This window comes from Clostridioides sp. ZZV15-6597 (assembly GCF_020657815.1).
In the GTDB taxonomy this organism is placed as follows: domain Bacteria; phylum Bacillota; class Clostridia; order Peptostreptococcales; family Peptostreptococcaceae; genus Clostridioides.
Genome location: NZ_JAGWCT010000010.1, coordinates 43122 through 69649 on the forward strand (window position 1 = coordinate 43122; position 26528 = coordinate 69649).

28 protein-coding genes are annotated in these 26528 nt (G+C 29.4%); all 28 read left to right on the forward strand.

Annotated features, from left to right (window positions below; all coding sequences use genetic code 11):
* Positions 1 to 66 precede the first annotated feature (66 nt).
* Positions 67 to 1221: an aminotransferase class I/II-fold pyridoxal phosphate-dependent enzyme gene (locus KGF52_RS04170; protein ID WP_227839236.1), complete on the forward strand. Its 1155-nt coding sequence runs from the start codon at positions 67 to 69 to the stop codon at positions 1219 to 1221.
* A gap of 48 nt (positions 1222 to 1269) precedes the next feature.
* Positions 1270 to 2523, forward strand: coding sequence for an MFS transporter (locus KGF52_RS04175; RefSeq protein WP_227839237.1), 1254 nt, complete (start codon positions 1270 to 1272; stop codon positions 2521 to 2523).
* A gap of 214 nt (positions 2524 to 2737) precedes the next feature.
* Positions 2738 to 4132 (forward strand): sodium:solute symporter family protein, encoded by a 1395-nt coding sequence (locus KGF52_RS04180; protein WP_227828658.1) that lies wholly within the window; start codon positions 2738 to 2740, stop codon positions 4130 to 4132.
* 15 nt (positions 4133 to 4147) lie between these two features.
* The gene (locus KGF52_RS04185) at positions 4148 to 4390 is read left to right on the forward strand and encodes a hypothetical protein (protein WP_227839238.1); all 243 of its coding nucleotides are present in this window, start codon (positions 4148 to 4150) and stop codon (positions 4388 to 4390) included.
* Positions 4391 to 4394: 4 nt separating this feature from the next.
* Positions 4395 to 4925 carry a hypothetical protein gene (locus KGF52_RS04190; protein ID WP_227828660.1) on the forward strand — a complete coding sequence of 177 codons (531 nt, stop codon included), beginning with the start codon at positions 4395 to 4397 and terminating at the stop codon, positions 4923 to 4925.
* A 158-nt stretch (positions 4926 to 5083) separates the two neighbouring features.
* Entirely contained in the window at positions 5084 to 5794 is a 711-nt protein-coding gene (locus KGF52_RS04195; protein WP_227839239.1) for a UPF0489 family protein, read from the forward strand.
* 117 nt (positions 5795 to 5911) lie between these two features.
* Positions 5912 to 6409 carry an SEC-C metal-binding domain-containing protein gene (locus tag KGF52_RS04200; protein WP_227828662.1) on the forward strand — a complete coding sequence of 166 codons (498 nt, stop codon included), beginning with the start codon at positions 5912 to 5914 and terminating at the stop codon, positions 6407 to 6409.
* 9 nt (positions 6410 to 6418) lie between these two features.
* Complete coding sequence (locus KGF52_RS04205; protein WP_227839240.1) at positions 6419 to 6580, forward strand: hypothetical protein; 162 nt, start codon at positions 6419 to 6421, stop codon at positions 6578 to 6580.
* 109 nt (positions 6581 to 6689) lie between these two features.
* Positions 6690 to 7628 carry a dipeptidase gene (locus KGF52_RS04210; RefSeq protein ID WP_227839241.1) on the forward strand — a complete coding sequence of 313 codons (939 nt, stop codon included), beginning with the start codon at positions 6690 to 6692 and terminating at the stop codon, positions 7626 to 7628.
* 83 nt (positions 7629 to 7711) lie between these two features.
* Entirely contained in the window at positions 7712 to 8572 is an 861-nt protein-coding gene (gene yabG, locus KGF52_RS04215) for a sporulation peptidase YabG (RefSeq protein ID WP_227839242.1), read from the forward strand.
* A 147-nt stretch (positions 8573 to 8719) separates the two neighbouring features.
* Positions 8720 to 8986, forward strand: a complete 267-nt coding sequence (locus tag KGF52_RS04220; protein ID WP_009892135.1) for a Veg family protein — start codon at positions 8720 to 8722, stop codon at positions 8984 to 8986.
* A 92-nt stretch (positions 8987 to 9078) separates the two neighbouring features.
* On the forward strand, positions 9079 to 10629 hold the full coding sequence (locus tag KGF52_RS04225) for a DUF3794 and LysM peptidoglycan-binding domain-containing protein (RefSeq protein ID WP_227437546.1): 1551 nt from the start codon (positions 9079 to 9081) through the stop codon (positions 10627 to 10629).
* A 117-nt stretch (positions 10630 to 10746) separates the two neighbouring features.
* Positions 10747 to 11637: a 4-(cytidine 5'-diphospho)-2-C-methyl-D-erythritol kinase gene (gene ispE / locus KGF52_RS04230; protein WP_227828665.1), complete on the forward strand. Its 891-nt coding sequence runs from the start codon at positions 10747 to 10749 to the stop codon at positions 11635 to 11637.
* The gene (locus tag KGF52_RS04235) at positions 11621 to 12301 is read left to right on the forward strand and encodes a GntR family transcriptional regulator (protein WP_227828666.1); all 681 of its coding nucleotides are present in this window, start codon (positions 11621 to 11623) and stop codon (positions 12299 to 12301) included. The genes ispE and KGF52_RS04235 overlap by 17 nt, the downstream gene beginning before the upstream one ends.
* 135 nt (positions 12302 to 12436) lie before the next feature.
* On the forward strand, positions 12437 to 13096 hold the full coding sequence (spoIIR, locus tag KGF52_RS04240; RefSeq protein ID WP_227828667.1) for a stage II sporulation protein R: 660 nt from the start codon (positions 12437 to 12439) through the stop codon (positions 13094 to 13096).
* A gap of 31 nt (positions 13097 to 13127) precedes the next feature.
* Complete coding sequence (locus tag KGF52_RS04245) at positions 13128 to 13634, forward strand: cell wall hydrolase (protein ID WP_227839243.1); 507 nt, start codon at positions 13128 to 13130, stop codon at positions 13632 to 13634.
* Between the two features lie 201 nt (positions 13635 to 13835).
* Positions 13836 to 14642, forward strand: coding sequence for a glutamate racemase (gene murI, locus KGF52_RS04250; protein ID WP_227839244.1), 807 nt, complete (start codon positions 13836 to 13838; stop codon positions 14640 to 14642).
* Between the two features lie 17 nt (positions 14643 to 14659).
* Positions 14660 to 15088, forward strand: a complete 429-nt coding sequence (locus tag KGF52_RS04255; protein WP_413894804.1) for a DUF1934 domain-containing protein — start codon at positions 14660 to 14662, stop codon at positions 15086 to 15088.
* A 182-nt stretch (positions 15089 to 15270) separates the two neighbouring features.
* Entirely contained in the window at positions 15271 to 16659 is a 1389-nt protein-coding gene (gene tilS, locus KGF52_RS04260; protein ID WP_227839246.1) for a tRNA lysidine(34) synthetase TilS, read from the forward strand.
* A 33-nt stretch (positions 16660 to 16692) separates the two neighbouring features.
* Positions 16693 to 18663, forward strand: coding sequence for an ATP-dependent zinc metalloprotease FtsH (gene ftsH / locus KGF52_RS04265; RefSeq protein WP_227839247.1), 1971 nt, complete (start codon positions 16693 to 16695; stop codon positions 18661 to 18663).
* A 317-nt stretch (positions 18664 to 18980) separates the two neighbouring features.
* Positions 18981 to 19958, forward strand: a complete 978-nt coding sequence (locus tag KGF52_RS04270) for a biotin--[acetyl-CoA-carboxylase] ligase (protein WP_227839248.1) — start codon at positions 18981 to 18983, stop codon at positions 19956 to 19958.
* On the forward strand, positions 19951 to 20910 hold the full coding sequence (locus KGF52_RS04275) for a P1 family peptidase (RefSeq protein ID WP_227839249.1): 960 nt from the start codon (positions 19951 to 19953) through the stop codon (positions 20908 to 20910). The genes KGF52_RS04270 and KGF52_RS04275 overlap by 8 nt, the downstream gene beginning before the upstream one ends.
* 196 nt (positions 20911 to 21106) lie before the next feature.
* The gene (locus tag KGF52_RS04280; protein ID WP_227483268.1) at positions 21107 to 21697 is read left to right on the forward strand and encodes an ECF transporter S component; all 591 of its coding nucleotides are present in this window, start codon (positions 21107 to 21109) and stop codon (positions 21695 to 21697) included.
* An 18-nt stretch (positions 21698 to 21715) separates the two neighbouring features.
* Positions 21716 to 22486 carry a type III pantothenate kinase gene (locus KGF52_RS04285; protein WP_227839250.1) on the forward strand — a complete coding sequence of 257 codons (771 nt, stop codon included), beginning with the start codon at positions 21716 to 21718 and terminating at the stop codon, positions 22484 to 22486.
* Positions 22487 to 22622: 136 nt separating this feature from the next.
* Positions 22623 to 23591, forward strand: a complete 969-nt coding sequence (gene dusB, locus KGF52_RS04290) for a tRNA dihydrouridine synthase DusB (protein WP_227839251.1) — start codon at positions 22623 to 22625, stop codon at positions 23589 to 23591.
* 108 nt (positions 23592 to 23699) lie between these two features.
* Positions 23700 to 24179 carry a transcription elongation factor GreA gene (greA, locus tag KGF52_RS04295; RefSeq protein WP_227828676.1) on the forward strand — a complete coding sequence of 160 codons (480 nt, stop codon included), beginning with the start codon at positions 23700 to 23702 and terminating at the stop codon, positions 24177 to 24179.
* Positions 24180 to 24193: 14 nt separating this feature from the next.
* Entirely contained in the window at positions 24194 to 25723 is a 1530-nt protein-coding gene (gene lysS / locus KGF52_RS04300) for a lysine--tRNA ligase (RefSeq protein WP_227839252.1), read from the forward strand.
* A 308-nt stretch (positions 25724 to 26031) separates the two neighbouring features.
* Positions 26032 to 26226: a hypothetical protein gene (locus KGF52_RS04305; RefSeq protein WP_227483267.1), complete on the forward strand. Its 195-nt coding sequence runs from the start codon at positions 26032 to 26034 to the stop codon at positions 26224 to 26226.
* Positions 26227 to 26528 lie beyond the last annotated feature (302 nt).

Below are 26528 nucleotides of genomic sequence, written 5' to 3' on the forward strand. Positions count from 1 at the left end.
AAGCTGAATTGGTGAAATTTGGCAGGGAAAACGTTGTATAAATAGGTCAAAACAGGAGGAATTAAAATGAGTAATAATATTAATCAAGATTTGGAGACAAAAATAATACATTGGGGACATAGTGCAGATCCAACAACAGGTGCATTAGCTACTCCAATATGTCAAACAGCAACATTTGCTGCAAAGACAGTAGAGCATTTTGAAGAGTTATGTATGACATGGGGGTATGTATATACAAGAGAGTGTAATCCTACACTTACAGAGTTAGAAGCTAAATTAGCTATGCTTGAAAATGCAGAAAGTGCTATATCTAGTACATCAGGTATGGGAGCAATAACATCTACTATATTAGCATTAGTAAAAAGTGGAGACCATATAGTTAGTTCTGATGGAATATTCTCACATACTAAATTATTTATGTCTGAGTTGTTGGCCAAATTTGGCGTTGAAGTTACATTTGTGGATGCAGTAAATCCACAAAATGTAAAAGATGCAATGAAATCAAATACTAAGATAGTTTATATAGAAAGTCCATTAAATCCATCATTAGATTTAGTAGATATAAAAACAATAGCAGAAATAGCTCATGAAAATAAGAGTTTAGCTATTGTTGACAGCACTTTTGGTACTCCAATTATACAAAGACCAATAGACTTAGGTGCAGACTTGGTAATACATAGTCTTACTAAATTTATAAATGGACATGGAGATACTTTAGGGGGAGCAGTAGCAGGTTCAAAGGAATTAATAGATTTAGTGAGATGGCCAAGTTTATGTTGTTTTACAGGAGCATCTTTACCACCAATGAGTGCATGGATGATTTTAAGAGGCATGAAAACTTTAGACATGAGAATGAAAAAACACTGTGAAAATGGATTGGCAGTAGCAGAGTTTTTAGAGCAAGAAGAAAATGTAGAATTGGTAAAATATCCAGCACTAAAAGCTCATCCTCAGTATGAACTTTGCAAAACTCAAATGAATGGTTTAGGTGGAGGAGTAGTTTCATTTAAACTTAAAGATGGAATAAATGGATTAACAAGAGACCAAGCTAGTAGAAAATTAATGAATTCTTTAGAGCTTGCAACAATAGCAACAAGTTTAGGAGAAGAACATACATTAGTTCAAATGAATGGAGAAAATCTAATAAGAATAGCAGTAGGATTAGAGTCTGCAAATGATATAATAAATGACTTTAAACAAGCTATAGAAAAATTAAAATAAAGTTATAGAAATAAAACTAGAAAATTAAAATCTTAAGGAGAGAAAATCATGGAAAACAAAAATAATGTTAAGAGATTTTTGGTAATATTCATATTGGCATTTGGAACAACAGCCATGTATAGTTTACCATATATGAAGTCATCATTTTATGATCCAATGCAACAAGCATTAGCATTGAGTCATACGCAAATAGGGAACTTATTGAGTTTATATGGATTAGTAGGAATGGTATCTTATTTTATAGGTGGATGGTTTGCTGATAGGTTTTCAGTTAGAAAACTGATAACTTTTTCTTTAATTGCTTCAGGAGCATTAGGGTTTTACTTCTCAACATTTCCATCATACAACATGATTCTTTTAATATTTGTATTATGGGGATTTACAACAATATTAACATTCTTCTCAGCTTCTGTTAAGGTTGTTAGAATGCAGGGTAGTGAATCAGAACAAGGAAGAATATTTGGATTTTATGAAGGGTTATCAGGGGTATCAGGTACGTTAATTTCTTTTATAGGTCTTTACTTCTTTGGAAAATTTGCTGAAATAACTATTGGATTTAAATATGTAGTATGGTTATATTCTGCAGCATCTATAATATGTGGTATACTTTTATTCTTCTTAGTAGAAGAAAAGAAAGATACTGGAGCATCAGATGAAGGATTAAGTATTAAATCATTACTAAAAGTAGTTACAATGCCAAAAGCTTGGCTGATTGGTCTTATAATATTTTCAACTTATTTAGTATTTTCAAGTTTAACTTATTTAAGCCCATACCTATCAGAAGTTTATGTAATGCCAATGACTTTAGTTTCAGCTTTATCAATAATTAGAACTTATGTTATAAAAATGGGAGCATCTCCTATTGCAGGTGTTATAACAGATAAAGTTGGTTCATCTATAAAAGTAATGTTTGTAGGGTTTATATTAATGACAATAAGTACAGCAGCTTACTTAGTAATTCCTAAAAGTGCAGGACTTATATGGATAGCTGTAATAAATATGATAATACTAAGTGTAATCTTATTTGGATTTAGAGGTATATACTTTGCATCTGTTTCAGAGTCTAATATATCTTTAGAAACTACAGGAGCAGTAGTTGGATTCGCTTCATTTATAGGATTCTCTCCAGATGCATTTTACTATACCGTTGCAGGTAACTGGTTAGATAAATATGGACAGACAGGATATACGTATATATTTATTTTATCTGTAGTGTGTGCAGTTATAGGTATATTTGCTACTTATGCTTTAAATAAAATAAATAAAAAAGAAAATAAAAACTTGAATAATAAAATTGCTTAAATACTTATAATTATTTATATAACTCTACCTATTTTTAAAAAATGGGTAGAGTTGTTCATGTTTAAAATAAGAAATAGTTTCAGTTTAGAGATTTCATAATTATAAAATAAATTTATAACACATGGTATAAATTAAGTTTAATTAAAAAATGACAGTAACTATTTAAATATTAAAATAGAAAATTAAGACAATAATAAGAATATGGAGAGTAGATATGTTAGCATTATGGGAAAATGGAATTATAATTATATTTGCATTTCTATTGTTAGGGATAGGCTATTATTTTTCTAGAAATGTAAAAGATATGGAAAGTTATTACCTAGGAAATCGAAGCTTACCATGGTCTTTGATAGTAGGTACTTTGGTTGCCTCTTGGTATGGTGGAGTTGGTACAGTTGGTAGTGTAGAGTATGCAGCTATATATGGGATATCTGCATGGGCAGTATGGTCAATAGCTGCACACATTGGAAGAATGCCTTTAGCATTGTGGGTTGGACCAAGAATTCATATAAGAACTAATATAACAGTTCCTGATTTATTAGAAAGTTTTTATGGAAAGCAAGTTGCTATAATTGGAGCAGTTTTAATGTTTATATATTGTGCACAACTTGGAGAAATAACAGCTATGGGAACTATAGGTAATGTAGCTTGGGGAATTGATAAACAACTAATAGGGTTTATAATGGTAGTGGTAGTAGTTATATTGACAGTTCTTGGTGGTCTTATGGGAGTTGCCATTACAGATATGGTATTGTTTTTCTGCATGGTATTTGGTCTAACTATGGTCATGCCAGGTCAATTTGACCAAATAGGTGGTTTTCAAGGTCTTACAGAAGCACTTAAAGATGCACCTCAGCTAATGCATCCTACAAAAGGTATGTCAGCAATGAAAGCATTGATGTTAATAGTATATTCATTTGGAGCTTATTCAGACCCAACTTTCTATCAAAGGTTTTCGGCAGCAGACTCTCCAAAAGTTGGTAGGAGAGCCTTGTTGACTTGTTTTTCTCTGTGGATATGTTTTGACATGGTGTTAACTATGACAGGTCTTATAGTTAGAGCCACTTATCCAGAAATGGCTCCAGCAGCTGGATATATAACTTTAGTTTTAAATACATTGCCAGAAGGTATAAGAGTAATATTTATAATAGGAATTTTAGGTTCAATAATATCAACACTAGATAGTTATTATCTAGCAGCAGGAGCCACTTTAGCAAATGATATATATGGAAGAATTACTAAAAAAGAATTATCTCAAAAGCAATTAGTTAAACTTACTAGAGTAGGTGTATGTTTAGCGGCAGTTATGGGACTTAGTGTGGCGTTTAGATTTGAAAATGTATATGATGCATGTATATTTGTAGGAAGTATTTGGATGGGTTCAGCATTTGTACCTATAGTAGGAGGACTTCTTGGTAATGGAAGAAGAACATCTATGGGCGGTATTTTGGGAATGATTGTAGGTGGAGTAACTTTTGGTTATTTTAAAATGTTTCCAGTTCAAAGTTTTGAATTAGAGCCTCTTGTTATAGCCATCCCTCTTTCATTTATTGCATGGACAATAGGAAATAGAATAGGCGAAAATTTAAATACACAAAATAATCTATAAAAAGGAGTAGTTATTATGTCTAAATTGGTCTCTAAAGTAAAAAAAGATTTGGAAATAAAATGGATTGGTATAGATGGTTTTTTAGTACTATTATACTTCTTAATAACAGGATTTATATTTTATGGTATAGTAACTAGAAATGATATTATAGTTGGAAAGATAATCCCATATGGAGTTATGATAGCAGTAGTTATAATATTTTTTGATTATCTATATAGAGTATTCAAAATGACAAGAAAAAAAGAGGAAAGGGAATGATTTTATGGATATAAGAGCATTGCCTATAAAAATTACAAAAGATGAAGCTATAGATATAGCAAAAAGTGGAAAGAATTCCTTATTAAGTATGTTGATATTAAAAAATAAAGAAGTTCATGAAGTTAGACTTCATTATATAGAGTTTAAAGTCGTTACACTTAAAATTTATCAAAATAAATCTCCTTTCATGAAAAAAAAACAAGCTAGCAATATAAATGAATTAAATATTTTAGTAAATGGCTCTACAGGTGCTGGTAGTATAGTACAAGAATTACCAGTATCTGAAATTGTAAAAAATGTAGATAATGACATCATACAATATAGTGATAAGGATGAGAGAAGGGTAAAAGCAAAGGCAAATAAAATGGCTATAAGATTAAGTCACAGGTTTATGGGGGGGATACCAGAGATTGAGATAGTTAAAATTGAAAGTATCTTTAGACCATACTGGGTAGTATTCTTTGGAAAAGTGGAATTAAATACAAGAGTAAGTTACTTGCCAATTGAAGCAGATGGCTTTGTTATAGGAATGTAAGATATTTTATATAAATATATTTTACACTTATTGTATAATACATATTGAGAGAAGAGATAATATTTAGTTATATACAAAGTAGCTTCTATATTAGATAACCTAATTTATAATAAGTGATTTTAATGTATATAGATTATAATAATGGAGGAAATTTTCTTATGACAAACTATAAATATACAGGATTTTATATAGAAAAACCAGTAGGAAATAATGTATTTTCATATGAAGAAAGAGAAAATAAGAGTATATATGTTCCAAAACTAATAAGTGGAACACTGGATGATGTGAAATTGGGAAATAAAGTAGTATTTAATGAAATTGATGAAAATAAAGAGATAAAAGCAAAAGGATTGGAAAATATGGTCGAATATGTCCTGGGAAATAAAAGAATATATGTTTTTGATAATCATAACCATGCATTTTATTTTTGGATAAAATCTATGATGGTAAATGAATTCACAAGAGGATGTAAACTAGTACATGTAGACCAGCATAAGGATACTAGAGAGCCTAAAAACTACAATGTAGATATAAATAATCTGGAGGATGTATTTAGGTATACAAATGAGGTTTTAAATGTAGGAAGTTTTATAAAACCAGCATTAAAACATAGTATATTTTCAGAATTAATAATAATAGATAGCTCATATGGCTTTGATTTAGATATAGAACCAGAGTTTGTTCTTGATATAGATTTAGATATATTTTCAGAGGATATGGACTATATACCATTTGATTTTAAACTAGAAAAGATAAAAAATCTAATTAAAAAGGCTAAAGTTGTAACAATTGCTACTAGTCCTTACTTTATAAACCAAGAGTATGCTATAAAAGTATTAAAAGAATTGTTTAATTATGATATAATGTAAGAGTTAACTTTAAATAGAATATGGTATAATCAAAAAGAAGAAACTTCCAATCTAACTAAAAGATTTTATACTATAAAAAAACTAAAAAAATATAGATATACTTAGGAGGAAAAAAGTATGAGTTTATATACTGAATGGAGAAATTTAAGTGATAACCACGAGAATCAAGAAACAGAGGTAAAATTCTGGGAAGAATATTTAAAAGTTGAAGCTGGAATATACAATGAAATATTAAATAATAAAATGGATGTTGTTGAAGGTAAAGTAAGTGAATTAGCTGAAAAATTTGGAACTACTAATGAATTTTTCATGGGATTCATAGATGGAATAAGTGAAAGTTTAAAAGAAGATATAGTTTTAGAAGATGTAGAAGCTGATAAAGAAGTTTCTATAAAAATAGATTGGGAAAAATTATATAACAATATGGTAACTGTTGAGGCTCATTGGCTATATAATTTACAAGGTTGGGAAGAAATATTACCAGCAGACCAAAGAAAAGAAATAATAAAAGCATACAAAAAATCTAAAACAGTAGTTAAAGAAGCAAAAATAGGAAGAAATGATTCATGCCCATGTGGAAGTGGTAAAAAATATAAGAAATGTTGTGGAAAGTAAGGTAATCTTATGTTTATTTTAAGATTTGCAGATGATGAAGACAATTTATCAGTTAAAGATTTTACATCTTTAACTGATTTAAAAAAATATATTAGTGAAAATAGTATAGATAAAACATGGCATCAAATTGAAGAAGTTAAAAAAGTAATACCTAACCTAAAAGAGGAATAAAATTAAGTAACACTAAAAAGAATATTAAAAAATAGTTGTCAATAGTTGTCTATAAGGACAACTATTTCTATTTTTAGATATAAATATAAAATATACAGGGGGTATAAATATGAAATTTATTGATTTACATTGTGATACTATAGCAAAATTAATGGAAAATGTGGAAACAAGTGAACTTAAAACTAACAAATATTCTGTTGATATAGACAGGTTGAAAAAAGGGGATTCATTGGCTCAAACATTTGCTCTTTTTGTTGATACTGAAGAAGTAAAACATCCTTTTGATTACTGTATGAGTATGGCAGATAAATTTCATAAAGAAATGAAAAAAAATAGTGATGTAATAGCTCTAGCTACTAACTATAAAGAAATTATGAAAAATCAATCAGAGAATAAACTTACAGCACTTTTATCCATAGAGGAAGGGGCAGTACTTGAAGGTAGAATAGAAAACTTAAAGAAGTTTTATGATTTAGGTGTTAGAATGATGACAATAAGTTGGAATCATGTGAATGAGTTAAGTTTTCCTCATAATAAGATAGAGTATAGAGAAAAAGGTCTTACAGATTTTGGTAGAGAAGTTGTACATAAGATGAATGAACTAGGTATGCTAGTTGATGTTTCTCATATTTCAGATGGTGGATTTTATGAAATTGCAAAAATATCTTCTAAACCAATAATAGCTACACATTCGAATTCAAGAGCAATGATGAATCATACTAGAAACCTAACTGATGATATGATTAAAGTGTTGGCTAATAAGGGTGGGGTTACAGGAATAAACTTCTTCCACTTGTTTTTAAGTGATAAAAGTGAAAGTAAGCTTGAAGATATGGTTAGACATATAAAACATATTGTAAATGTTGGAGGAATTGATGTTGTAGCTTTAGGCTCAGATTTCGATGGAATACATTCAAAGGTTGAGATTGAAGATATATCTCAAATGGGTAAATTATATGAACCTCTAAAAAAAGAAGGATTTAGTGAAGATGAAATAGAAAAAATATACTATAAAAACGCTTTAAGGGTAATAAAAGAAGTGTTATAAGAAATGTTTTTTTGACATTAGGAAACAAAGTTTTATATCGAACATAGTATAAACTAAGATAAAAATTTATTGGAGGTTTAACTATGAAGGTAGGAGACATTGTAGCTAGAAAGTCACATAACAAAGATATTGTATTTAAAATAGTCTCTTTTGGTGTAGATGAAAATAATGAAAAAATAGCTATACTAAAAGGAATTGCATTTAGAGTAATAGCAGATGCTTATATTGATGACCTTGAATTAGTAAAAGCACCTGATATAAAAGATATATTAATAGATAAAAATGTAGAAAATTTATTATATAAGTCAGTAAGAAAGGCTAAAGAGAGACAGAAAAAGATGACAAGGGCAGTTCCAAAACTTCAATTAAATTCTAACACATATGGGATGCCTGGAAAAGTACTACAAATAGATGGAGATAAAGAGTATTTGAAAATTTGTTTGGATGTATATGCTCAACTTGGAATACCTGCAGTAGGAGTAGCAGTTTCAGAGCAAAATCAGCATAAAGAAGTAAGAGCATTACTAGAAAAATATAATCCGGATATACTAGTAATTACAGGACATGATGCAATGACAATAAAAAGAGGAGATATAGAAGATATGAATAACTATAGAAACTCTTTAAATTTTATGAAAACAGTTAAAGAAGCACGTAAATGGCAACCAAATTTGGATAATCTTGTAATATTTGCAGGTGCATGTCAGTCAAATTATGAAAAAATAATAAATGCAGGAGCGAATTATGCAAGTTCCCCTGGTAGAATAATGATACATGCTTTAGACCCTGTTTTTGTGGTAGAAAAAATTGCATGTTCAAGAATTGATGTAGTAGTACCTATTGATGAGGTTATAGAGCAGACTATCACAGGTGTTAAGGGCATTGGTGGCTCTGAAACAAGAGGGAAATTTAGATGGGCAATGCCAAAAACAATATTGCATTAACAAAAATTAACATAATTATACTGTATATATTCAAAAATAGTATTGACATTTTTGCAAAAAATATATAAAATAATTAGTTTAAACGTTTGACAAAAATGTTTATATGTGATATTATGTAAACATATAAACGTTAAAGAAGGTGATATTGTGGCTACTGTTCAAACTCTAGATAAGATAAGAGTAAGCTTAGAAAGACATATAGGAAAGAAAATATTGTTGAAAGCTAATAAAGGAAGAAAGCAGATTATTACAAAAGAGGGTATACTAGAAAAAGTTTATCCAAGCGTGTTTGTTATAAAATTAGATGATGAAAGTAATGGATATCCTAGGGTATCTTATAGTTACTCAGATTTATTAACATCTAATGTAAAGTTGCAAGTTTTTAGAGATCAAGATAAATTACAAATAAGTTAAAATTATACCTATTAAAAATAGGTGTAATTTTTTTTTTGCTCCTTAAATATAAATATAGTGTGATACTTTTATAATACTTAAGGGGGTAAACTATGGAATTAATTAAAGATGTAATTAAAATTGACAATAGAATAGACTTTGGGAAATTTCAAACATTTATTGAGGCAGAAGCAGTAGTGCCAGACAAGAAACTAGATGTATATGAGATTGTAAAGACTGAGGGTTACATATCACTTAAAAAAATTGAGATAGCAGACGGAAAGATACTTTGTAGAGGAAGTTTTAATTACAACGTAATTTACATCGCGGACGATAAAAATACTGTTTCTAATGTAGATGGAAAAGTGGATATAAACGAAGTAATAGAAAAAGATAATGTTATGCAAGATATGGAATACATGTTATTTTCAGAAGTAGAGCATATGGACTGCACTATAATGAATGAGAGAAAGATTAAAGTAGGAGCTCTTATGAATATAAGAGGAAGTTTATTTGAAAAACAAAGATTAGATATTGTAAAGGATGTAGCACAGGTAGAAGGCATACAAAAGCATAGAAAGGAAATTTGTTTTCAAGATATAGTGGGAATAGAAAAAGCAGAAAGTTCTATAAGAGACACTATAACTATAAATACAGAAGAAATTCAATCTATAATAAGCTTAAATCCTTGTGTTAAAGTAAAAGAAAGTAGAGTAACTGATAATAAGGTTATTATTGGTGGAGTATTAGAAATAAATCCATTGGCTTGTACATATGAGGGTGAACTTGTAGAGTTAGATAGAGTGGGTATAGAGTTTACTCAGTTTGTAGAAGTTCCTGGAGTGAGTGATGGCATGACTGAGGAAGTATTATTGTCCATGTCAGACTTTAATCATATTTTTAAACAAAATAGTGAAAGTAATACAGGTCTATTAGAAATAGATTGTATGGCTTGTTGCAAGGTAAAAGTTACAGATGAAGTGACAAGAGAGGTATTACAAGATGCATACTCTCCTCAAAAGATAATAAAATTTGACCATAAACCTATTCAACTAAATAAGACTTTGAGAAATAGTGAAGAAACATTTATGGTTAGAGAAGGAATAAGAAATGATAATGATGATATACAAATAAAAGATATTGTAAGCGTTTGTCCAACTATGTCTATAGAAAATAGCTACATTGAAGGAAATAAAAGTATTATACAAGGGATTATAAAAGTTGAAATTTTATTTATTCCAGTTGAAGGGCTAAAGTTAGTTTATAAAATTAGTGAAGAAATTCCATTTGAGCATGATATAGAGATGGATAATTTAACTGATACAGCATCTGTTTTTAATACAGCATGTATTGATAAAATTGAAGTTGATTTAAATAGAGACCAAATAGATTTAGTTATAAAAATCAAAAGATTTACTGAAGCATTAGATAAAAAGGCAGAAAGCTTTATTGTTAAAGGTGAAGATCAAGGTGTGTATGATTTATCTAAAGCCCCAAGTATAATTGTATATATATGTAAAGAAGGAGATACTTTCTGGAATATTGCAAAAAAATACAATACAACAGAAAATGAAATTGCAGAACTTAATGATATAAAACTTGACGAAGCAATTAAGCCTGGTAAGTGTCTTATTTTAGAAAAAAAAGTCGTATTAGTAGATTAATATTAAAAAATTTAAAGTAATTAAGTATAATAGGGTATTATAATACCCTATTATTTTATTTTTTGTAGTATAATATTATTGTTAGTGATGCATTATTCTTTAAACAAGGAGGATAGAATGGATTTTATAAAACTAAAGAGCAGAGCAAAAATAAATTTATCCATTGATGTCTTAGGAAAAAGGCAAGACGGTTATCATTTTGTTGAAATGATAATGCAAACGATAGATTTATACGATATAGTAAAAATAAAAGGATTAGATAAAGATGAAATAAAGGTAAAAAGCACTAGTTTAGATATTCCTTTAGATGAAGATAATATTGTTTATAAAGCTGCCAAAATAATTAAGAATAAATTTAATATAAAAAAAGGTGTAGAAGTATTCATAGAAAAAAATATTCCTGTAGCAGCAGGGATGGCTGGAGGAAGTTCCAATGCCGCCGCAGTATTAGTAGGATTAAATGAATTATGGAAACTTGAGTTATCTGAAGATGAATTAAAAGAAATAGGATTTAATTTAGGAGCAGATGTTCCATTTTGTATATCAGGAAGGCCTGCTTTAGCTCAAGGTGTTGGAGAAAAACTAACAGATATTAAAGGTTTACCATGTGATATAAGTATTTTAATATGTAAACCAGAATTATTTGTTTCTACAAAAGAAGTTTATCAAGGATTAGACTTGAATAATATTAAAAAAAGACCCAATAATAAATATTTGATGGAGTGTTTAAATTCAGAAGATATAAGAGCTGTATCAGAAAATATGATAAATGTTCTTGAAAATGTTACTATAAGTAAATATGAAGAAATAAATAATATAAAGCAAGTTATGATGAAAAATAATGCTTTAGGTTCTATGATGAGTGGCAGTGGTCCTACAGTTTTTGGATTATTTGAAAGTAAAGAAGACGCTCTAATTGGAAAAAAAGAATTATTAAAAAAATATAAACAGGTATATGTTGTTAACAGCAGTCAAAAAGGGGTTGAAATTTGTGGAGAATTTAACTAAACTAAACTTGGATAATTACAAGCCATTGAGAGATGTAGTCTTCGAAAATTTAAGAGAGGCAATCTTAGAAGGGAAATTAAAGCCTGGTCAAAGGCTGATGGAAGTACAACTAGCAGAACAACTAGGCGTAAGTAGAACTCCAGTAAGAGAGGCAATAAGAAAGCTTGAATTAGAAGGTTTAGTTGTTATGTTACCTAGAAAAGGTGCATATGTAGCAAATATGTCTTTAAAGGATCTTCTAGATGTATTAGAAGTAAGAGCAAGCTTAGAAGGTTTAGCAGCGTCTCTTGCTGCTGAAAGAATTAGTGATGATGATATAAAAAAACTTAAAGATATATCAGAAGCGTTAAAAAAAAGCATTTTAGAATCAGATTTAGATGCACTATTGAAACAAGATGTAGAATTTCATGAATGTATATTTAAAGCAACAAACAATAAAAAATTAATCCAATTGATAAACTCCTTATGGGAACAAGTGTATAGGTTTAGAGTTACTTATATGTCTGATTACGACTCATCACTTAATATTGTTGAAGAACATAGATTTTTACTTGATGCCATAATCAAAGGTGATAGTGAATTGTCGAAGAAATATGCTACAGAGCATATAGAAAAAGCAGAGCAATTTATGATAGATAAGGCTATGATGAATAAAGACTTATAAAATTTAAAAACTACTTTGAAATGGTTATAATCATTTCAAAGTAGTTTTTTTATTGATATTGAAAAATATTATGAATAAATTAAATTTAATTGGACATAATTGATGATATAAATTTATCTTGAGGGGGACTTTTCAATGAGAAAAATTAAGGTTAGATTGGGAATATTAATATTAAGTCTTATATCAGTCATATCAATAATGACGATAGTAATAAATGGTGAAGTAAAAAAAGTTGATAATATATCAAAAGACTATAAAGATAAATTAATAAGATTTCATGTTATAGCAAATAGTAATACAGATGAAGATCAAGAACTTAAATTAAAAGTTAGGGATGAAGTAATAAAATATTTACAGCCAAAGCTACAAAACTCAAAAAGTATAGAGGAAAGTGAAGCTATTATAAAAAAAGAATATAGTAATCTGGAAGAAATAAGTAAAAATATTATTCTCGAAAATGGATATAATTACAGTGTAAAGGTAGGTATACAATATAGTAACTTTCCTACAAAGCAATATTCTAATATAGTTCTTCCAGCAGGTGAATATAAAGCACTAAAAATTATAATTGGAAAAGGTGAAGGAAAGAACTGGTGGTGTGTTATGTTTCCTCCATTATGCTTTGTTGATGAGTCTAATGGTGTTATAGATAAATCTACAGATGATAAGTTAAAAGAAGTTTTAACTGACAAGGAATATAAGCTAATAAAACAAGACACACCAAAGAAAACAAGTAAAGTAAAAATCAAATTTAAAGTAATTGAAGTAGTAAAGGATTTAGAAGAAAAATTTTAAAAAAATAAAATTATAAGGAGTGGTTTTAATCATGGACAGGTGGAGTAAACTGATAGCTATATTACTAGCCTTAACCTATATATTTATGCCCATTAAAGAAGTATTTGCAGATGAGCCAACAGAGACAGTTAAGAAAGTAAATAAACAAGAACAAAATGTAGCAAAGAAGGAAGTAATAAATTTATCTGATAATGATTTAATCTTACTGTCTAAATTGGTTGCAGGTGAAGCTAGAGGAGAAAGCTATGAGGGACAGGTTGCTGTAGCAGCTGTAGTAATAAACAGAGTATTGGACCCTAGGTTTCCAGATTCAATAGAGGAAGTTATATATCAGAAAAATGCTTTCTCAGTTGTGCTTGATGGTTCAATAAACAAGACACCAACAGATTCAGCATGTAAAGCAGCTAAAGAAGCTCTTTATGGAACTGACCCAACAAATAAAGCAGTATATTTCTGGAATCCAGAAATAGCCACTTGCAAATGGATAACTAGACTAAATCCATATATGAGAATAGGGAATCATGTGTTTGCAAAATAAATTTAAGTTTTTGAGTACTGAAAGGAGTTGTCTTTTTCTAGAAATTATTTTCTAATTTGAGATAGCTCCTTTATTTTTTGTTTAAAATAAACTATAATAATCATTTAGGTAATAATATATTAACTGTGAATATAAAAATAAATTTTAGCGATAAATAAGATGTTGTTAAACACAAAAATGTAAAGTAGGTGTTGTATAAAAATGAGCAATAAATCAATAGGAGTTTTTGATTCGGGATTAGGCGGATTGACGGTTTTGAAAGAAATAATGAAGATATTACCAAATGAGGATATAATATATTTTGGAGATACTGCTAGAATACCATATGGTTCGAGATCTAAGGAGACTATAATTAAATATACTTTTCAAGCTATAAATTTTTTAAAAACTAAAGATGTAAAAGCTATAGTTATAGCTTGTAATACTGCTACTGCGAGAAGTTTAAAAGAGGCTCAAGAAAAATATGATATACCAATAATAGGTGTTATAGAAGCAGGAGCTAGGACAGCTGTAAGCTCCACTAAAAACAAGATTGTAGGTATAATTGGAACAGAAGGAACTATAAGTTCAAAGGCATATAATTTAGAAATATCTAAAATAGATAAAAATATAGAAATTGTTAATAAAGCATGCCCTTTATTTGTACCAATTGTTGAAGAAGGATGGTCAAATACAGAAGTAGCTAAATTAACAGCAAAGATATATCTACAAGAATTAAAAGATAAGAATATAGACTCTTTAGTATTAGGATGTACTCATTATCCTATTTTAAAGAGAACAATAGGTGAAGAGGTTGGAGAACACATAAAATTGGTTAATCCAGCTAAAGAGACAGCTAAAGATTTAAAAAAGATTTTAGAAGAACGAAATATTATAAATAGCACAGAAGCTCATGGAATTTATCAATATTATGTATCAGATATACATGAAAAATTTTCAGATATAGCGAAAGAATTTTTAAAGAAAAAAATTGATAAAATTCAAAAAGTGGAGATACAAAAATATTAGTTTATATGAAGAAGTCTATGGAGGAAAAATCGTTGAGTGTAAAAATAAGTATAAATACTAGACAATATGATGAAAAAGGAAATATGGACACCATAGAGATGACTGCTTTTGGTAAAATTTTTTATAAAAATGATGGAATATATGTTATTTACAAGGAAAAAGAAGAAAATATAGAAATAACTAATACTGTAAAAATACTTAAAAATGAAGTTAGTATTAAAAAGTTTGGTTCTATTAATTCAACCATGATGTTTAAGTGTGGAGAAAGTAGTACTACAAAATATGTAACCCCACAAGGTACCTTATTAATTGATGTTGACACAAGAGAATTGGATATAAATATACAAGAAGGGGAACACATAAAATTGAAAATAGACTATAATATAAAGATACAAGATTTATTTTTAGGTAGAAACAAAATAGATATATACATAGATATTAAATAATAACTATAGCTATTTTCCAGAAATTTTATAAAGGTAGTGAAAAAACTACCTTTTATTTAATTTATTTGGTATTATTATATTTATATTAAACTTTAATTTCTTAAAATTGATACAAGGGTTTAGCGTTTTTTTATAGAAAGTATACTTAAAAGTGAATAAAACTAAGTGTAAGAGGGATAAATATGATATTTGATAAGGTACTAAGTACTATAAATAAACATAATTTAATACAAAAAGGCGATAAAATAGTTTTAGGTCTTTCTGGAGGACCTGATTCAGTTTGTTTATTGCATGTACTAAATAGATTAAAAAAAGATTTTAATATAGAAATATATGCAGCACATTTAAATCATCAAATAAGAGGAATAGAAGCTCAAAAAGATGCATTATATGTATCTAAGCTTTGTGAGGATATGGGAATTGTATTCTTTGTAAAGTCTATTAATGTACCAAAATATTGTGAAAATGAGGGGTTATCATTAGAAGAAGGAGCAAGGAAGCTAAGATATGAAATGTTTTATGAAATTAAGGATAAGATTAAAGCTAACAAAATAGCTATAGGCCATAATCTCAATGACCAAGCTGAAACTGTCATGATGCGTATTATGAGAGGAACAGGTCTTAAAGGGTTAAAAGGAATTGATTATATTAGAGATAACTGTATAATTAGACCAATCTTGGATGTGGAGAGAATAGATATAGAGGAATATTGTAAAGCTTATAATTTAAATCCTAGAATAGATAAAACAAATTTAGAAAACATATACACTAGAAATAAAATAAGGTTAGACCTTTTACCATATATGAAGGATAATTTTAATTCAAATGTAATAGAATCTATAGTGAGGATGAGCAATAGCTTAAAAAGTGATAACGATTATATTGAGAAAGAGGCAGAAGCTAAATTTAGAGAAGTTTCAAATATAAAAGAAAAGAGCTTTGTAGACATAAATTTAGAAGCTTTTATTTGCTTACATGATGCTATCAAAGTTAGGGTTCTTAGAAATTCTATAAAACATATACTAGGAGATACTAATTTTGTTGATCAAAAACATATAGAGGACATAATGTCTTTAGAAAGTGATTCAAAAGTAAATAAAATGATAACTCTTCCGAGAAATATATTTGTTTATAGAAAAAAAGAAAGTATAATATTAACCAATGAGGAAATTGTTAGTGAGGAAATTGAATTTTATTACAATATACCTAGTAATGGGTTTATAAAAATAAAAGAATTAAAACAAATTATTGAGACCCAAGTAATGAGTATAGATAGGTATAAGAGTATGAAATTAGACAATTCATCTAAAGGGTTTGATTTTAATAAGGTAAAAGGGGGTATAGTAATAAGGAGCAGAAGGCAAGGTGATAAGATAAAACTTGCTATGGGAAGTAAAAAAGTGAAGGATTTATTCATAGATTTAAAAATCCCAAGAGAAGAAAGATGTAAAATTCCTATAATCACAGATAGTGAAGGAATAATATGTGTTGGAGATTATAAAATCAGTGAGAATTATAAAATTGATGAAAGCACAAAAGAAGTATTAAAAATTAATTTTAACAAATTATAGGGCAAAGCAATGTATGAAAGGAGGGCTTCTATATTGAATAAGTTGCTAAAAGGGGCAGGTTTTTATCTACTTGTTTTTATAATTATAGTAGGTATAGTTCAATTCTCAGGTAAGCCTACAGAAAAAATAAAAGATTTAAAATTTTCCCAAGTATATAGGGAATTAACCGATGAGAATATATCAAGATTGTACTTTGTAAATCAAACTTCTGTAGAAGGTACTATAAAAGATACAAATACAAAGTTTAAATCATATGTTCCAACAGAAATAATGGGAGATAAACTGGCAGATGAAGTGTTAGATCAAGCTAAGGCTGGAAAATTAACATTTGGTGGTGAAGCTAAACCATCTACACCTTGGTTTGTTGAGATGCTACCTACATTACTGTTAATATTCTTTATGGTAATCCTTTGGTTTGTATTTATGAATCAGTCTCAAGGTGGAGGCGGAAAGGTTATGAGCTTTGGTAAGTCAAAGGCTAAGGTTCATAAGGATGATGAAAAAACTAGAGTTACGTTTAAAGATGTAGCTGGATTGGATGAAGAAAAAGAAGATTTACAAGAAGTAGTAGACTTCTTGAAGAATCCTAAGAAATATATTGAATTAGGAGCAAGAATACCAAAAGGAATGCTTATGGTAGGACCTCCTGGAACAGGTAAAACATATCTATCAAGAGCAGTTGCTGGAGAAGCAGGAGTGCCATTTTTCAGTATAAGTGGTTCTGATTTCGTTGAGATGTTTGTTGGGGTTGGGGCTTCAAGAGTAAGAGACTTATTTGAGCAAGCTAAAAAAAGCGCTCCAGCTATAATATTTATAGATGAAATCGATGCAGTTGGTAGAAAGAGAGGAGCAGGTCTTGGTGGAGGTCATGATGAAAGAGAACAAACTCTTAATCAACTTCTAGTTGAGATGGATGGATTTGGAGTAAACCAAGGTATAATAATCATGGCAGCAACAAATAGACCAGATATACTTGACCCAGCCTTACTTAGACCAGGAAGATTTGACAGACAAGTAGTTGTTGGTACACCAGATGTAAAAGGTAGAGAAGCTATATTTAAAGTTCACTCAAGAAATAAACCACTAAATGATGATGTTAAAATGGATGTATTAGCTAGAAGAACACCAGGATTTACCCCTGCTGATATAGAAAACTTAATGAATGAAGCTGCAATACTAACAGCTAGAAAAAGAGAAAAGAAAATTAAGATGGAAACTATAGAAGAAGCTATAACAAAGGTTATAGCAGGTGTAGCTAAGAAATCAAGAGTAATAAGTGAAAAAGAAAGAAGACTTACAGCATATCATGAAGGCGGGCATGCAGTTTGTGCTCATATACTTGAGGAAGTAAGTCCTGTTCATCAAGTTACAATAGTACCAAGAGGAAGAGCAGGAGGATTTACAATGCAGCTTCCTGTTGAAGATAAGTTCTATGCTACTAAAAATGAGATGAAAGAAAACATAGTAGTTTTACTTGGAGGTAGAGTAGCAGAAGAGTTAGTGCTAAAAGATGTGTCTACAGGAGCATCAAATGACTTAGAAAGAGTTACATCTACTGCAAGAAGTATGGTAACAAAATATGGAATGAGTTCTAAACTTGGTCCAATGTCATTTGACAGTGATGATGAAGTATTTTTAGGTAATAGTTTTTCAAGTAAGAGAAATTATTCTGAAGAGGTTGCTTTTGAAATAGACCAAGAAACAAAACGTATAGTTGATGGTGCATATGATAAGACAAGAAATATATTACAAGAAAACATGGATAGACTGGAGTATGTAGCGCAAGCCCTACTTATCTATGAAACTTTAGATGCAGATCAATTTATAAAAGCATTTAATAAAGAATTACCATTAAATGATATTGAAAATGCAATTACAGAGGAAAATTCTCCTAAAGAAACTGAAGAGCAGTTAACTATAAATCTAGAAAAAGATAGAGAAGAAAGAAACAATGTTGTTGATATAAATAAAAATCAAGAAAATAAATCTGATGAAGATAAATAATTTTAAAACATTGATTATTTTAAGAGTATTATCTATTAAGGATTAAATATTAAGACTGAAAGTATAATGTTAAATTGATAAACAAAGTATATTTGCATATATCAATTTAATTAATACTTTCAGTTTTTTTGTGATTTTATCAAAGATTAGGTAGAATATTAAATTATGGAAATCAATGGTATGGGTATATACGTTTACTTATGATAATATATTAAAAAGGAATTTTAAAATTAGTAGTATTAAAAATATATTAATAATGTATAATTACTTATTAGAAGAAAATAAGTCATGAAATCATGTCATATTAGAGGTGAAGTATGCGAGAGAAGATAATAGAAATTATATTAAATAATAAATCTGAGTTTATTTCGGGTGAAGAGTTGTCAAAGCAATTAGGTGTGTCACGTGCAGCTATATGGAAACATATGAAAGCTCTAAAGGAAGAGGGATATAATATAGAATCTGTAAATAAGAAAGGTTATAGATTAGCAGAAAATCCAACTGATTTATTAAGTCCACAGAACATCTACTATAAATTAAAAACAGAGTTTATTGGTAAGAATATTGAGCATCTTGATACTGTAGATTCAACCAATGAATACGCAAAAAGAGTGGCTGTGAATAGTGTAGATGGAACTGTGATTTTAAGTGAACATCAAGATATGGGAAAAGGACGATTAGGAAGAACTTGGGATTCCAAACCTCATGAAGGGATTTGGATGAGTATTATTCTAAAACCAGATATGGAACCGTTTAAAGCGCCATTTATAACTTTAATAGCAGGAGCAAGTGTAACACAAGCTTTAAATAATCTAGGGGCAAAGACTTTAATAAAATGGCCAAATGATGTTATTTTAAATGGGAAAAAAATATGTGGTATACTAACAGAATTGTCTGCTGAGATTGAAAGAACAAATTATGTTGTTCTTGGTATTGGAATAAATGTTAAAATAATGGACTTTGAGCCAGAAATAGCTGATAAAGCTACCTCATTGTATAAAGAAGGATACAAATTGTCTAGAGTAGAGATTGTCAGAAATGTATTGGCTGAATTCGAAAAGTTATATTTAGATTATATTGCAAATAACTCAAAAGAAGAAACTCTAAAAATATGTAGAGATTATTCTGCGATTATAGATAAGAATATATATGTACTAAAAGGAAATGATAAAGAATTAGTTAAATGCTTAGATATAAATGAAGATGGTAACTTAGTGGTTCAAAGTAGTGATGGAAGTGTAAAAGAAATTGTTTCGGGTGAAGTTTCTATAAGAGGAGAAAAGGGATATGTATGATAATATTTTAGATATAGAAGGTTTAAAGGTTGGGCAAGTTGAGGATAGAAGAGGGATGACTGGATGTACAGTAGTGATTTGTGAAGAAGGTGCAACTTGTGGTGTTGATGTAAGAGGGTCAGCTCCAGGAACTAGAGAAACCGATTTATTAGACCCTGTAAATATGGTTCAAAAAGTTCATGCTGTAGTTTTAGCAGGAGGTTCTGCATATGGTCTTGAATCTACTTGTGGAGTAAGTAGATACTTAGAAGAGAGAGGAATTGGTTTTGATGTTGGAGTTGGCAAAGTTCCTATAGTTGTGGGCGCAGTTTTATTTGATTTAGGAATAGGAGATTTTAAGTGTAGACCAGATATACAAATGGGTTATAAAGCTTGTGAAGTAGCAAATACAACTGTTTTAAATCAAGGGAATTATGGAGCAGGGTGTGGAGCTACTGTTGGAAAGATAAGAGGGCAAGAATATGCTATGAAAGGTGGAATAGGAAGTTATTCTATAAAACTTGATAATGGCTTGATTGTATCTGCATTGATTGCTGTAAATGCTCTTGGAGATGTTTATGAGGATGGCAAGGTTATAGCGGGTGCCTTAAATGATAAAAAAACAGAAACAATTGATACGTACAAATTGATGAAACAAGGTGCAAGTAAAGGCGGATTTAGTATAGATAATACTACGATTGGAATTATAGCAACGAATGCTAAGTTGACTAAGGCTGAATGTAAAAAAATATCTCAAATGGGTCATGATGGGTATGCAAAAGCTATTTTTCCTATCCATACACCTCATGATGGAGATACAATATTCACAATGTCAAAAGGTGAAATAGAAGCAGATATAACGTTATTAGGTTCATTAGCTGTAGAGGCTGTGGAAAAAAGTATAATAAATGCAGTAAAAAAAGCTGATAGTGTAGAAAATATAATAGCATATAAAGACATAGTAAAAAAATGAGAAATATGATGAAATTAGCATATTTTTCTTGTCAAATTGTTGACAATGGCAACTCGTCTTGATAAAATTATTCTTGTTAGAGCGGGCATCCTGAAAGTAGTAGCCTGACTCATAATGATAAGAAATAAGAGTAAGAAAAATCAAAAAATTAAGTAGTCCGGCATCGTTAGTGAGCTGGAACGGAGGTGTATTTTTTATGATGAACACAAGTGCATCAGTAAGAAAAGTAAATGTAAGAAAGATGACTATAATAGGAGTACTATCAGCTATTTCTATTATGCTATCTATGACTCCATTGGGATTTATTCCAGTTGGACCTACAAAAGCAACTATAATGCATATACCAGTTATTATTGGAGCTATTATGGAAGGACCAATAGTTGGGGCAGCAATAGGCTTTATATTTGGAGTATCAAGTCTTTTAAACGCTATAGTAAACCCAACAGTAACATCTTTTGTTTTTATAAATCCATTAGTTTCAATATTGCCAAGAGTTATGATAGGTATATTGGCTTATTATGTATATCAACTAATAATCAATGCTACAAGTAAGGTATACATATCTGGATTAATTACAGGAGCTGTAGGTTCTTTGTTAAATACAGCTGGTGTTTTAGGAATGATATATGTTTTATATGCTGACAAGTATCTTCAAGCAATGGGTCAAAATGGTTCAGCAGGAAAGGTTATAATGGCTCTTGCCGCAGCAAATGGAGTACCAGAAGCAATAGTAGGAGCTTTAGTAGTAGCTGCCGTTGCTGCTGTACTTAAGAAAAGCAAAAAATAGAAAGAAGGTTAATGACATATGCTTCTAGTATTTGATGTTGGAAATACTAATATGGTTTTAGGTATATATAAAGGTGACAAGTTAGTTAATTATTGGAGAATTAAAACAGATAAGGAAAAAACATCTGATGAATATGGAATTCTAATAAGTAGCTTATTTAAGTATGATGATGTGGATATAAATGCTATTGATGATGTAATAATATCATCTGTAGTTCCAAATGTTATGCATTCTCTTGAAAATTTTTGTATAAAATACTGTAAAAAGCATCCATTGATAGTAGGTCCAGGCATAAAAACAGGTCTAAATATAAAATATGATAATCCAAAACAAGTTGGAGCAGATAGGATAGTTAATGCTGTAGCAGGCATAGAAAAATATGGATCACCAAGTATACTTGTAGATTTTGGAACAGCAACTACATTTTGTGCTATTTCTGAAAAAGGTGAATATCTAGGAGGTACAATAGCACCAGGAATTAAAATATCTAGTGAGGCATTATTCCAAAGTGCATCTAAATTACCTAGAGTGGAATTAGCAAAACCAGGTATGACTATTTGTAAAAGTACTGTATCAGCTATGCAATCTGGTATAATTTATGGATATGTAGGTTTAGTTGATAAAATAATAAATATGATGAAAAAAGAATTAAATTGTGATGATGTTAAGGTTATAGCTACAGGTGGACTAGCTAAACTAATTGCTTCAGAAACAAAAAGTATAGATTATGTAGATGGTTTTTTAACGCTAGAAGGATTAAGAATAATATATGAAAAAAACCAAGAATAATTAATACAGGGAATTGGATTATATATCCAATTCCCTTTTTATGATAGTTTTTTAGTGTTATGTGGTATATTATAATGAGGAAATGCAGATTTAGAAATAAAATCACAAAAACAAAGGAAAATATAGGAGAAAAACGATGAAAGTAGGAAATTTAGAATTAAAAAATAAAGTTTTTCTGTCACCTATGGCAGGGGTAACAGACCTTCCATTTAGATTAATTTGTAAAGAACAAGAATGTGGACTTTTATATACAGAAATGATAAATGGTAAGGCACTTTGCTATGATGATGAAAATACTAAAAAAATGCTTAAGATAGAAAAAGAAGAGCATCCTGTAGCTGTTCAGATATTTGGTTCTGAACCAGATTTTATGGGAAGAGCAGCAGAAATAATGAATGAATATCCAAATGAAATCCTTGATATAAATATGGGATGTCCAGCTCCAAAAGTAGTTAAAAATGGGGATGGTTCAGCACTTATGAAAAATCCTAAACTTGCAGAGCAGGTATTAAAGGCGGTAGTGAAGAATTCAAAGAAACCAGTTACTTTAAAAATAAGAAAAGGATGGGATGATAATAATATAAATGCTGTTGAGATAGCAAAGATGGCAGAAGCTTGTGGAATAAATGCTTTAGCAATACATGGAAGAACGAGAGAGCAATATTATACAGGTAAAGCAGATTGGGATATAATTGCAGATATTAAGAAAAATTTAAATATACCTGTTATAGGAAATGGTGATGTATTTACAATAGAAGATTCAATAAATATGTTAGACAAAACGGGTTGTGATGCTATAATGATAGGTAGGGGTGCTCAGGGTAACCCGTGGATATTTAAAAGAATAAACCATTATATGAATACAGGCGAGATTTTACCAGAGCCAACTCTTAACGAAAAAATAAGTACTGCCATTAAACATTTAAAGCTTGCAGTAGAAGAACATGGAGAGTATGTAGCTGTAAGGGAAATGAGAAAACACATCGCTTGGTATTTAAAAGGTCTTAGAAACTCTGCAAGACTGAGAGATGAAATTAATAAAATAGAAGACTATCAAGAAGTTGTGTCGAAATTGGAGTACTATATGGAAGACTCCTTGACATAAAAATAATAGTGACTTATAATATAGCGCATAAATTAAAAAAAGATTATAAAAATTTTAAAATATAATTAGGAAAATTCCTAAGAAATTTGTGAAGGAGTTGTATTTATAATGGAAGAGAATAAAGAATTTTTATTGACACAAGAGGGATACGATAAATTAGAAGAAGAATTAGAGAATTTAAAGGTTGTAAAGAGAAAAGAAGTTGCAGAGAGAATAAAGGTTGCTATATCTTTTGGTGATTTATCTGAAAATGCTGAGTATGATGAAGCTAAAAAGGAACAGGCACAAGTTGAAGAAAGAATCTTAAAATTAGAAAATATGGTTAGAAAAGCTGTTATCATAGATGAAAGCAAAATAGACCTTAATGTTGTTACAATAGGTTCAATAGTTAAAGTTAAAGATTTAGAATTTGATGAAGATGTTGAATATACTATAGTTGGTTCAACAGAAGCAGACCCATATGATGGTAAAATATCAAACGAATCTCCTGTAGGAAAAGCGCTTTTAGGAAGAGCTGCTAAAGAGGTTGTAGAAGTGCAAGTTCCTGATGGAGTTGCTAAGTTTGAAATATTAGAAATAAGAAGATAATCTGGAGGAAAAAAATGAAAAATAATCAACAAAGCAATGAAGAAGCACAAATTCAAGAAGACCTTAGTGAAGTACTTCAAGTAAGAAGAGATAAACTAAAAAAATTACAAGAGTCAGGTAGAGACCCTTTTAAAGAAAGTAGATATGATAGAACTCATTATTCTATGGAAATAAAAGATAACTTTGAAGCTCTTGAAGGTCAAACTACAAAAGTAGCAGGACGTATAATGAGCAAGAGAATACAAGGTAAAGCTGGTTTTATAGATATTCAAGACCAAGAAGGAAGAATTCAATCTTATGTAAGATTAGATGCTATAGGGGAAGAAGAATATAGTGTATTTTCAACATATGATATTGGAGATATAATTGGTATTGAAGGGGAAATATTTAGAACTAAAAAGGGAGAAATATCTGTAAAGGCTAAATCTGTAGTATTATTATGCAAATCTTTACAAGTTTTACCAGAAAAATACCATGGATTAAAAGATCAAGAATTAAGATATAGACAAAGATATGTTGATTTAATAGTGAACCCAGAAGTAAAAAATGCTTTTTTAATTAGAACGAAAGCATTAAAAGCATTAAGAGCATATTTAGATGACAGAGGATTTTTAGAAGTTGAGACTCCAATATTAAATACTATAGCGGGTGGAGCAAATGCTAGACCTTTCATAACTAACCATAACACTTTACATATACCAATGTATTTAAGAATAGCAAACGAATTATACTTAAAGAGACTTATTGTTGGTGGATTTGATAAAGTTTATGAAATGGGAAGAATGTTTAGAAATGAAGGTATGGATTTAAAACATAATCCTGAATATACAGCTATAGAATTATATCAAGCATATGCAGACTACACTGATATGATGGAGATAACAGAAAATGTTGTTGCACATATGGCTGAAGTTGCTACAGGAAGTATGATAATCAACTATCAAGGAACAGAAATAAACTTTACACCTCCTTGGAAGAGAATGACTATGGAAGATTGTGTGAAGGAATATTCTGGTGTAGATTTTTCTACAATAAATACAGATGAAGAAGCATTAGAAGTTGCTAGAGAAAAAGGCATAGAAATAAAACCTGGAATGAGAAGAGGGGAAGTAATAAATGCTTTCTTTGAAGAGTTTGGAGAAGATAAATTAATCCAACCAACATTTATAACACATCATCCAGTTGAAGTATCTCCATTATCTAAGAGAAATGCTGAAGACCCAAGAAGAACTGATAGATTTGAAGCTTTTGCTAATAAGTGGGAATTAGCTAATGCATTTTCTGAGCTTAATGACCCAATTGACCAAAAAGGAAGATTTATGGACCAATTGAGAAAAAGAGAATTAGGCGATGATGAAGCTTTTGAAATGGATGATGATTTCTTAAAAGCATTAGAAGTAGGTTTACCTCCTACAGGTGGACTAGGAATAGGTATAGATAGAGTTATTATGCTATTAACTAATTCTCCATCTATAAGAGACGTATTATTATTCCCAACTATGAAACCTATTGATAATAATCAAAATAAAGAAGAAGAAAAATAAAAAATACAAGCATTCTACTAAGTTTTAAATAGAATAGAGCTATTAAATTATCAATAAATAGCTTTATTTTATTTAAAATGTCAATGTAGAATGCTTTTTATATATTCTAAAAAAATTTTCATGTATTTAATTTATAAATTACCAACAAACGTTACAAACTGATATTAGTTTTTGTTGATTGGAACTTTATATTTAGAAAATATGATTGAAAGTAATTTATTATGAAAATATTTAAAGTAATTTTTGGGAAGGAAAAAGGAATAATTTTTGAGAATACTATATATAAAAAATTATTGGGGGAATGCGTGATGTTTCAAGTAATTGATTTTTTATGTTTAGTTTGTATTGGATTTTTAGTTCTTGATGTTATGGTATATTTTTGTAAGGATGCAATGGATATATTTGAAAGTACAACTAAGGTTAATAAAGTTAAGAGTATAAATGTTTGGGCAGATAGAGTCAGAGCTAACTCATATTCTTATGAAAATAAAATTGCAAAATAGGAAAAACTGTATATGCATGTGTTACTTGTAATATCAAGGGTTATATCTGTTAGTTTTAGTTAAAAGTATTAAAAAAAACAAAGAGTTATAACCTTTTTTAAAATAAAAAACAAAAAAAGTATTGACGAATTATTTTTAAGGTGATATAGTATTACTTGTCCTTAAGAAAAGGGCAAACATGAAAAATGAACTTTGAAAATTAAACAGTAGGTTAATTTATAAAACAAGAAACAAACCATAAAGCCAGATATTTTGATAACAATAGTATCTGAGCCTGATAAACTTTTATTTGAGAGTTTGAT

Coding starts and splice junctions, on each gene's coding strand:
- KGF52_RS04280 (WP_227483268.1), top strand. CDS start 21,107: ATGATGAACACAAGTGCATCAGTAAGAAAAGTAAATGTAAGAAAGATG.
- KGF52_RS04270 (WP_227839248.1), top strand. CDS start 18,981: ATGCGAGAGAAGATAATAGAAATTATATTAAATAATAAATCTGAGTTT.
- KGF52_RS04170 (WP_227839236.1), top strand. CDS start 67: ATGAGTAATAATATTAATCAAGATTTGGAGACAAAAATAATACATTGG.
- spoIIR (WP_227828667.1), top strand. CDS start 12,437: ATGAGAAAAATTAAGGTTAGATTGGGAATATTAATATTAAGTCTTATA.
- KGF52_RS04245 (WP_227839243.1), top strand. CDS start 13,128: ATGGACAGGTGGAGTAAACTGATAGCTATATTACTAGCCTTAACCTAT.
- KGF52_RS04190 (WP_227828660.1), top strand. CDS start 4,395: ATGGATATAAGAGCATTGCCTATAAAAATTACAAAAGATGAAGCTATA.
- KGF52_RS04180 (WP_227828658.1), top strand. CDS start 2,738: ATGTTAGCATTATGGGAAAATGGAATTATAATTATATTTGCATTTCTA.
- KGF52_RS04285 (WP_227839250.1), top strand. CDS start 21,716: ATGCTTCTAGTATTTGATGTTGGAAATACTAATATGGTTTTAGGTATA.
- KGF52_RS04225 (WP_227437546.1), top strand. CDS start 9,079: ATGGAATTAATTAAAGATGTAATTAAAATTGACAATAGAATAGACTTT.
- ispE (WP_227828665.1), top strand. CDS start 10,747: ATGGATTTTATAAAACTAAAGAGCAGAGCAAAAATAAATTTATCCATT.
- KGF52_RS04305 (WP_227483267.1), top strand. CDS start 26,032: ATGTTTCAAGTAATTGATTTTTTATGTTTAGTTTGTATTGGATTTTTA.
- KGF52_RS04200 (WP_227828662.1), top strand. CDS start 5,912: ATGAGTTTATATACTGAATGGAGAAATTTAAGTGATAACCACGAGAAT.
- KGF52_RS04195 (WP_227839239.1), top strand. CDS start 5,084: ATGACAAACTATAAATATACAGGATTTTATATAGAAAAACCAGTAGGA.
- KGF52_RS04255 (WP_413894804.1), top strand. CDS start 14,660: ATGGAGGAAAAATCGTTGAGTGTAAAAATAAGTATAAATACTAGACAA.
- KGF52_RS04205 (WP_227839240.1), top strand. CDS start 6,419: ATGTTTATTTTAAGATTTGCAGATGATGAAGACAATTTATCAGTTAAA.
- KGF52_RS04175 (WP_227839237.1), top strand. CDS start 1,270: ATGGAAAACAAAAATAATGTTAAGAGATTTTTGGTAATATTCATATTG.
- KGF52_RS04210 (WP_227839241.1), top strand. CDS start 6,690: ATGAAATTTATTGATTTACATTGTGATACTATAGCAAAATTAATGGAA.
- tilS (WP_227839246.1), top strand. CDS start 15,271: ATGATATTTGATAAGGTACTAAGTACTATAAATAAACATAATTTAATA.
- yabG (WP_227839242.1), top strand. CDS start 7,712: ATGAAGGTAGGAGACATTGTAGCTAGAAAGTCACATAACAAAGATATT.
- greA (WP_227828676.1), top strand. CDS start 23,700: ATGGAAGAGAATAAAGAATTTTTATTGACACAAGAGGGATACGATAAA.
- dusB (WP_227839251.1), top strand. CDS start 22,623: ATGAAAGTAGGAAATTTAGAATTAAAAAATAAAGTTTTTCTGTCACCT.
- lysS (WP_227839252.1), top strand. CDS start 24,194: ATGAAAAATAATCAACAAAGCAATGAAGAAGCACAAATTCAAGAAGAC.
- KGF52_RS04185 (WP_227839238.1), top strand. CDS start 4,148: ATGTCTAAATTGGTCTCTAAAGTAAAAAAAGATTTGGAAATAAAATGG.
- murI (WP_227839244.1), top strand. CDS start 13,836: ATGAGCAATAAATCAATAGGAGTTTTTGATTCGGGATTAGGCGGATTG.
- KGF52_RS04275 (WP_227839249.1), top strand. CDS start 19,951: ATGTATGATAATATTTTAGATATAGAAGGTTTAAAGGTTGGGCAAGTT.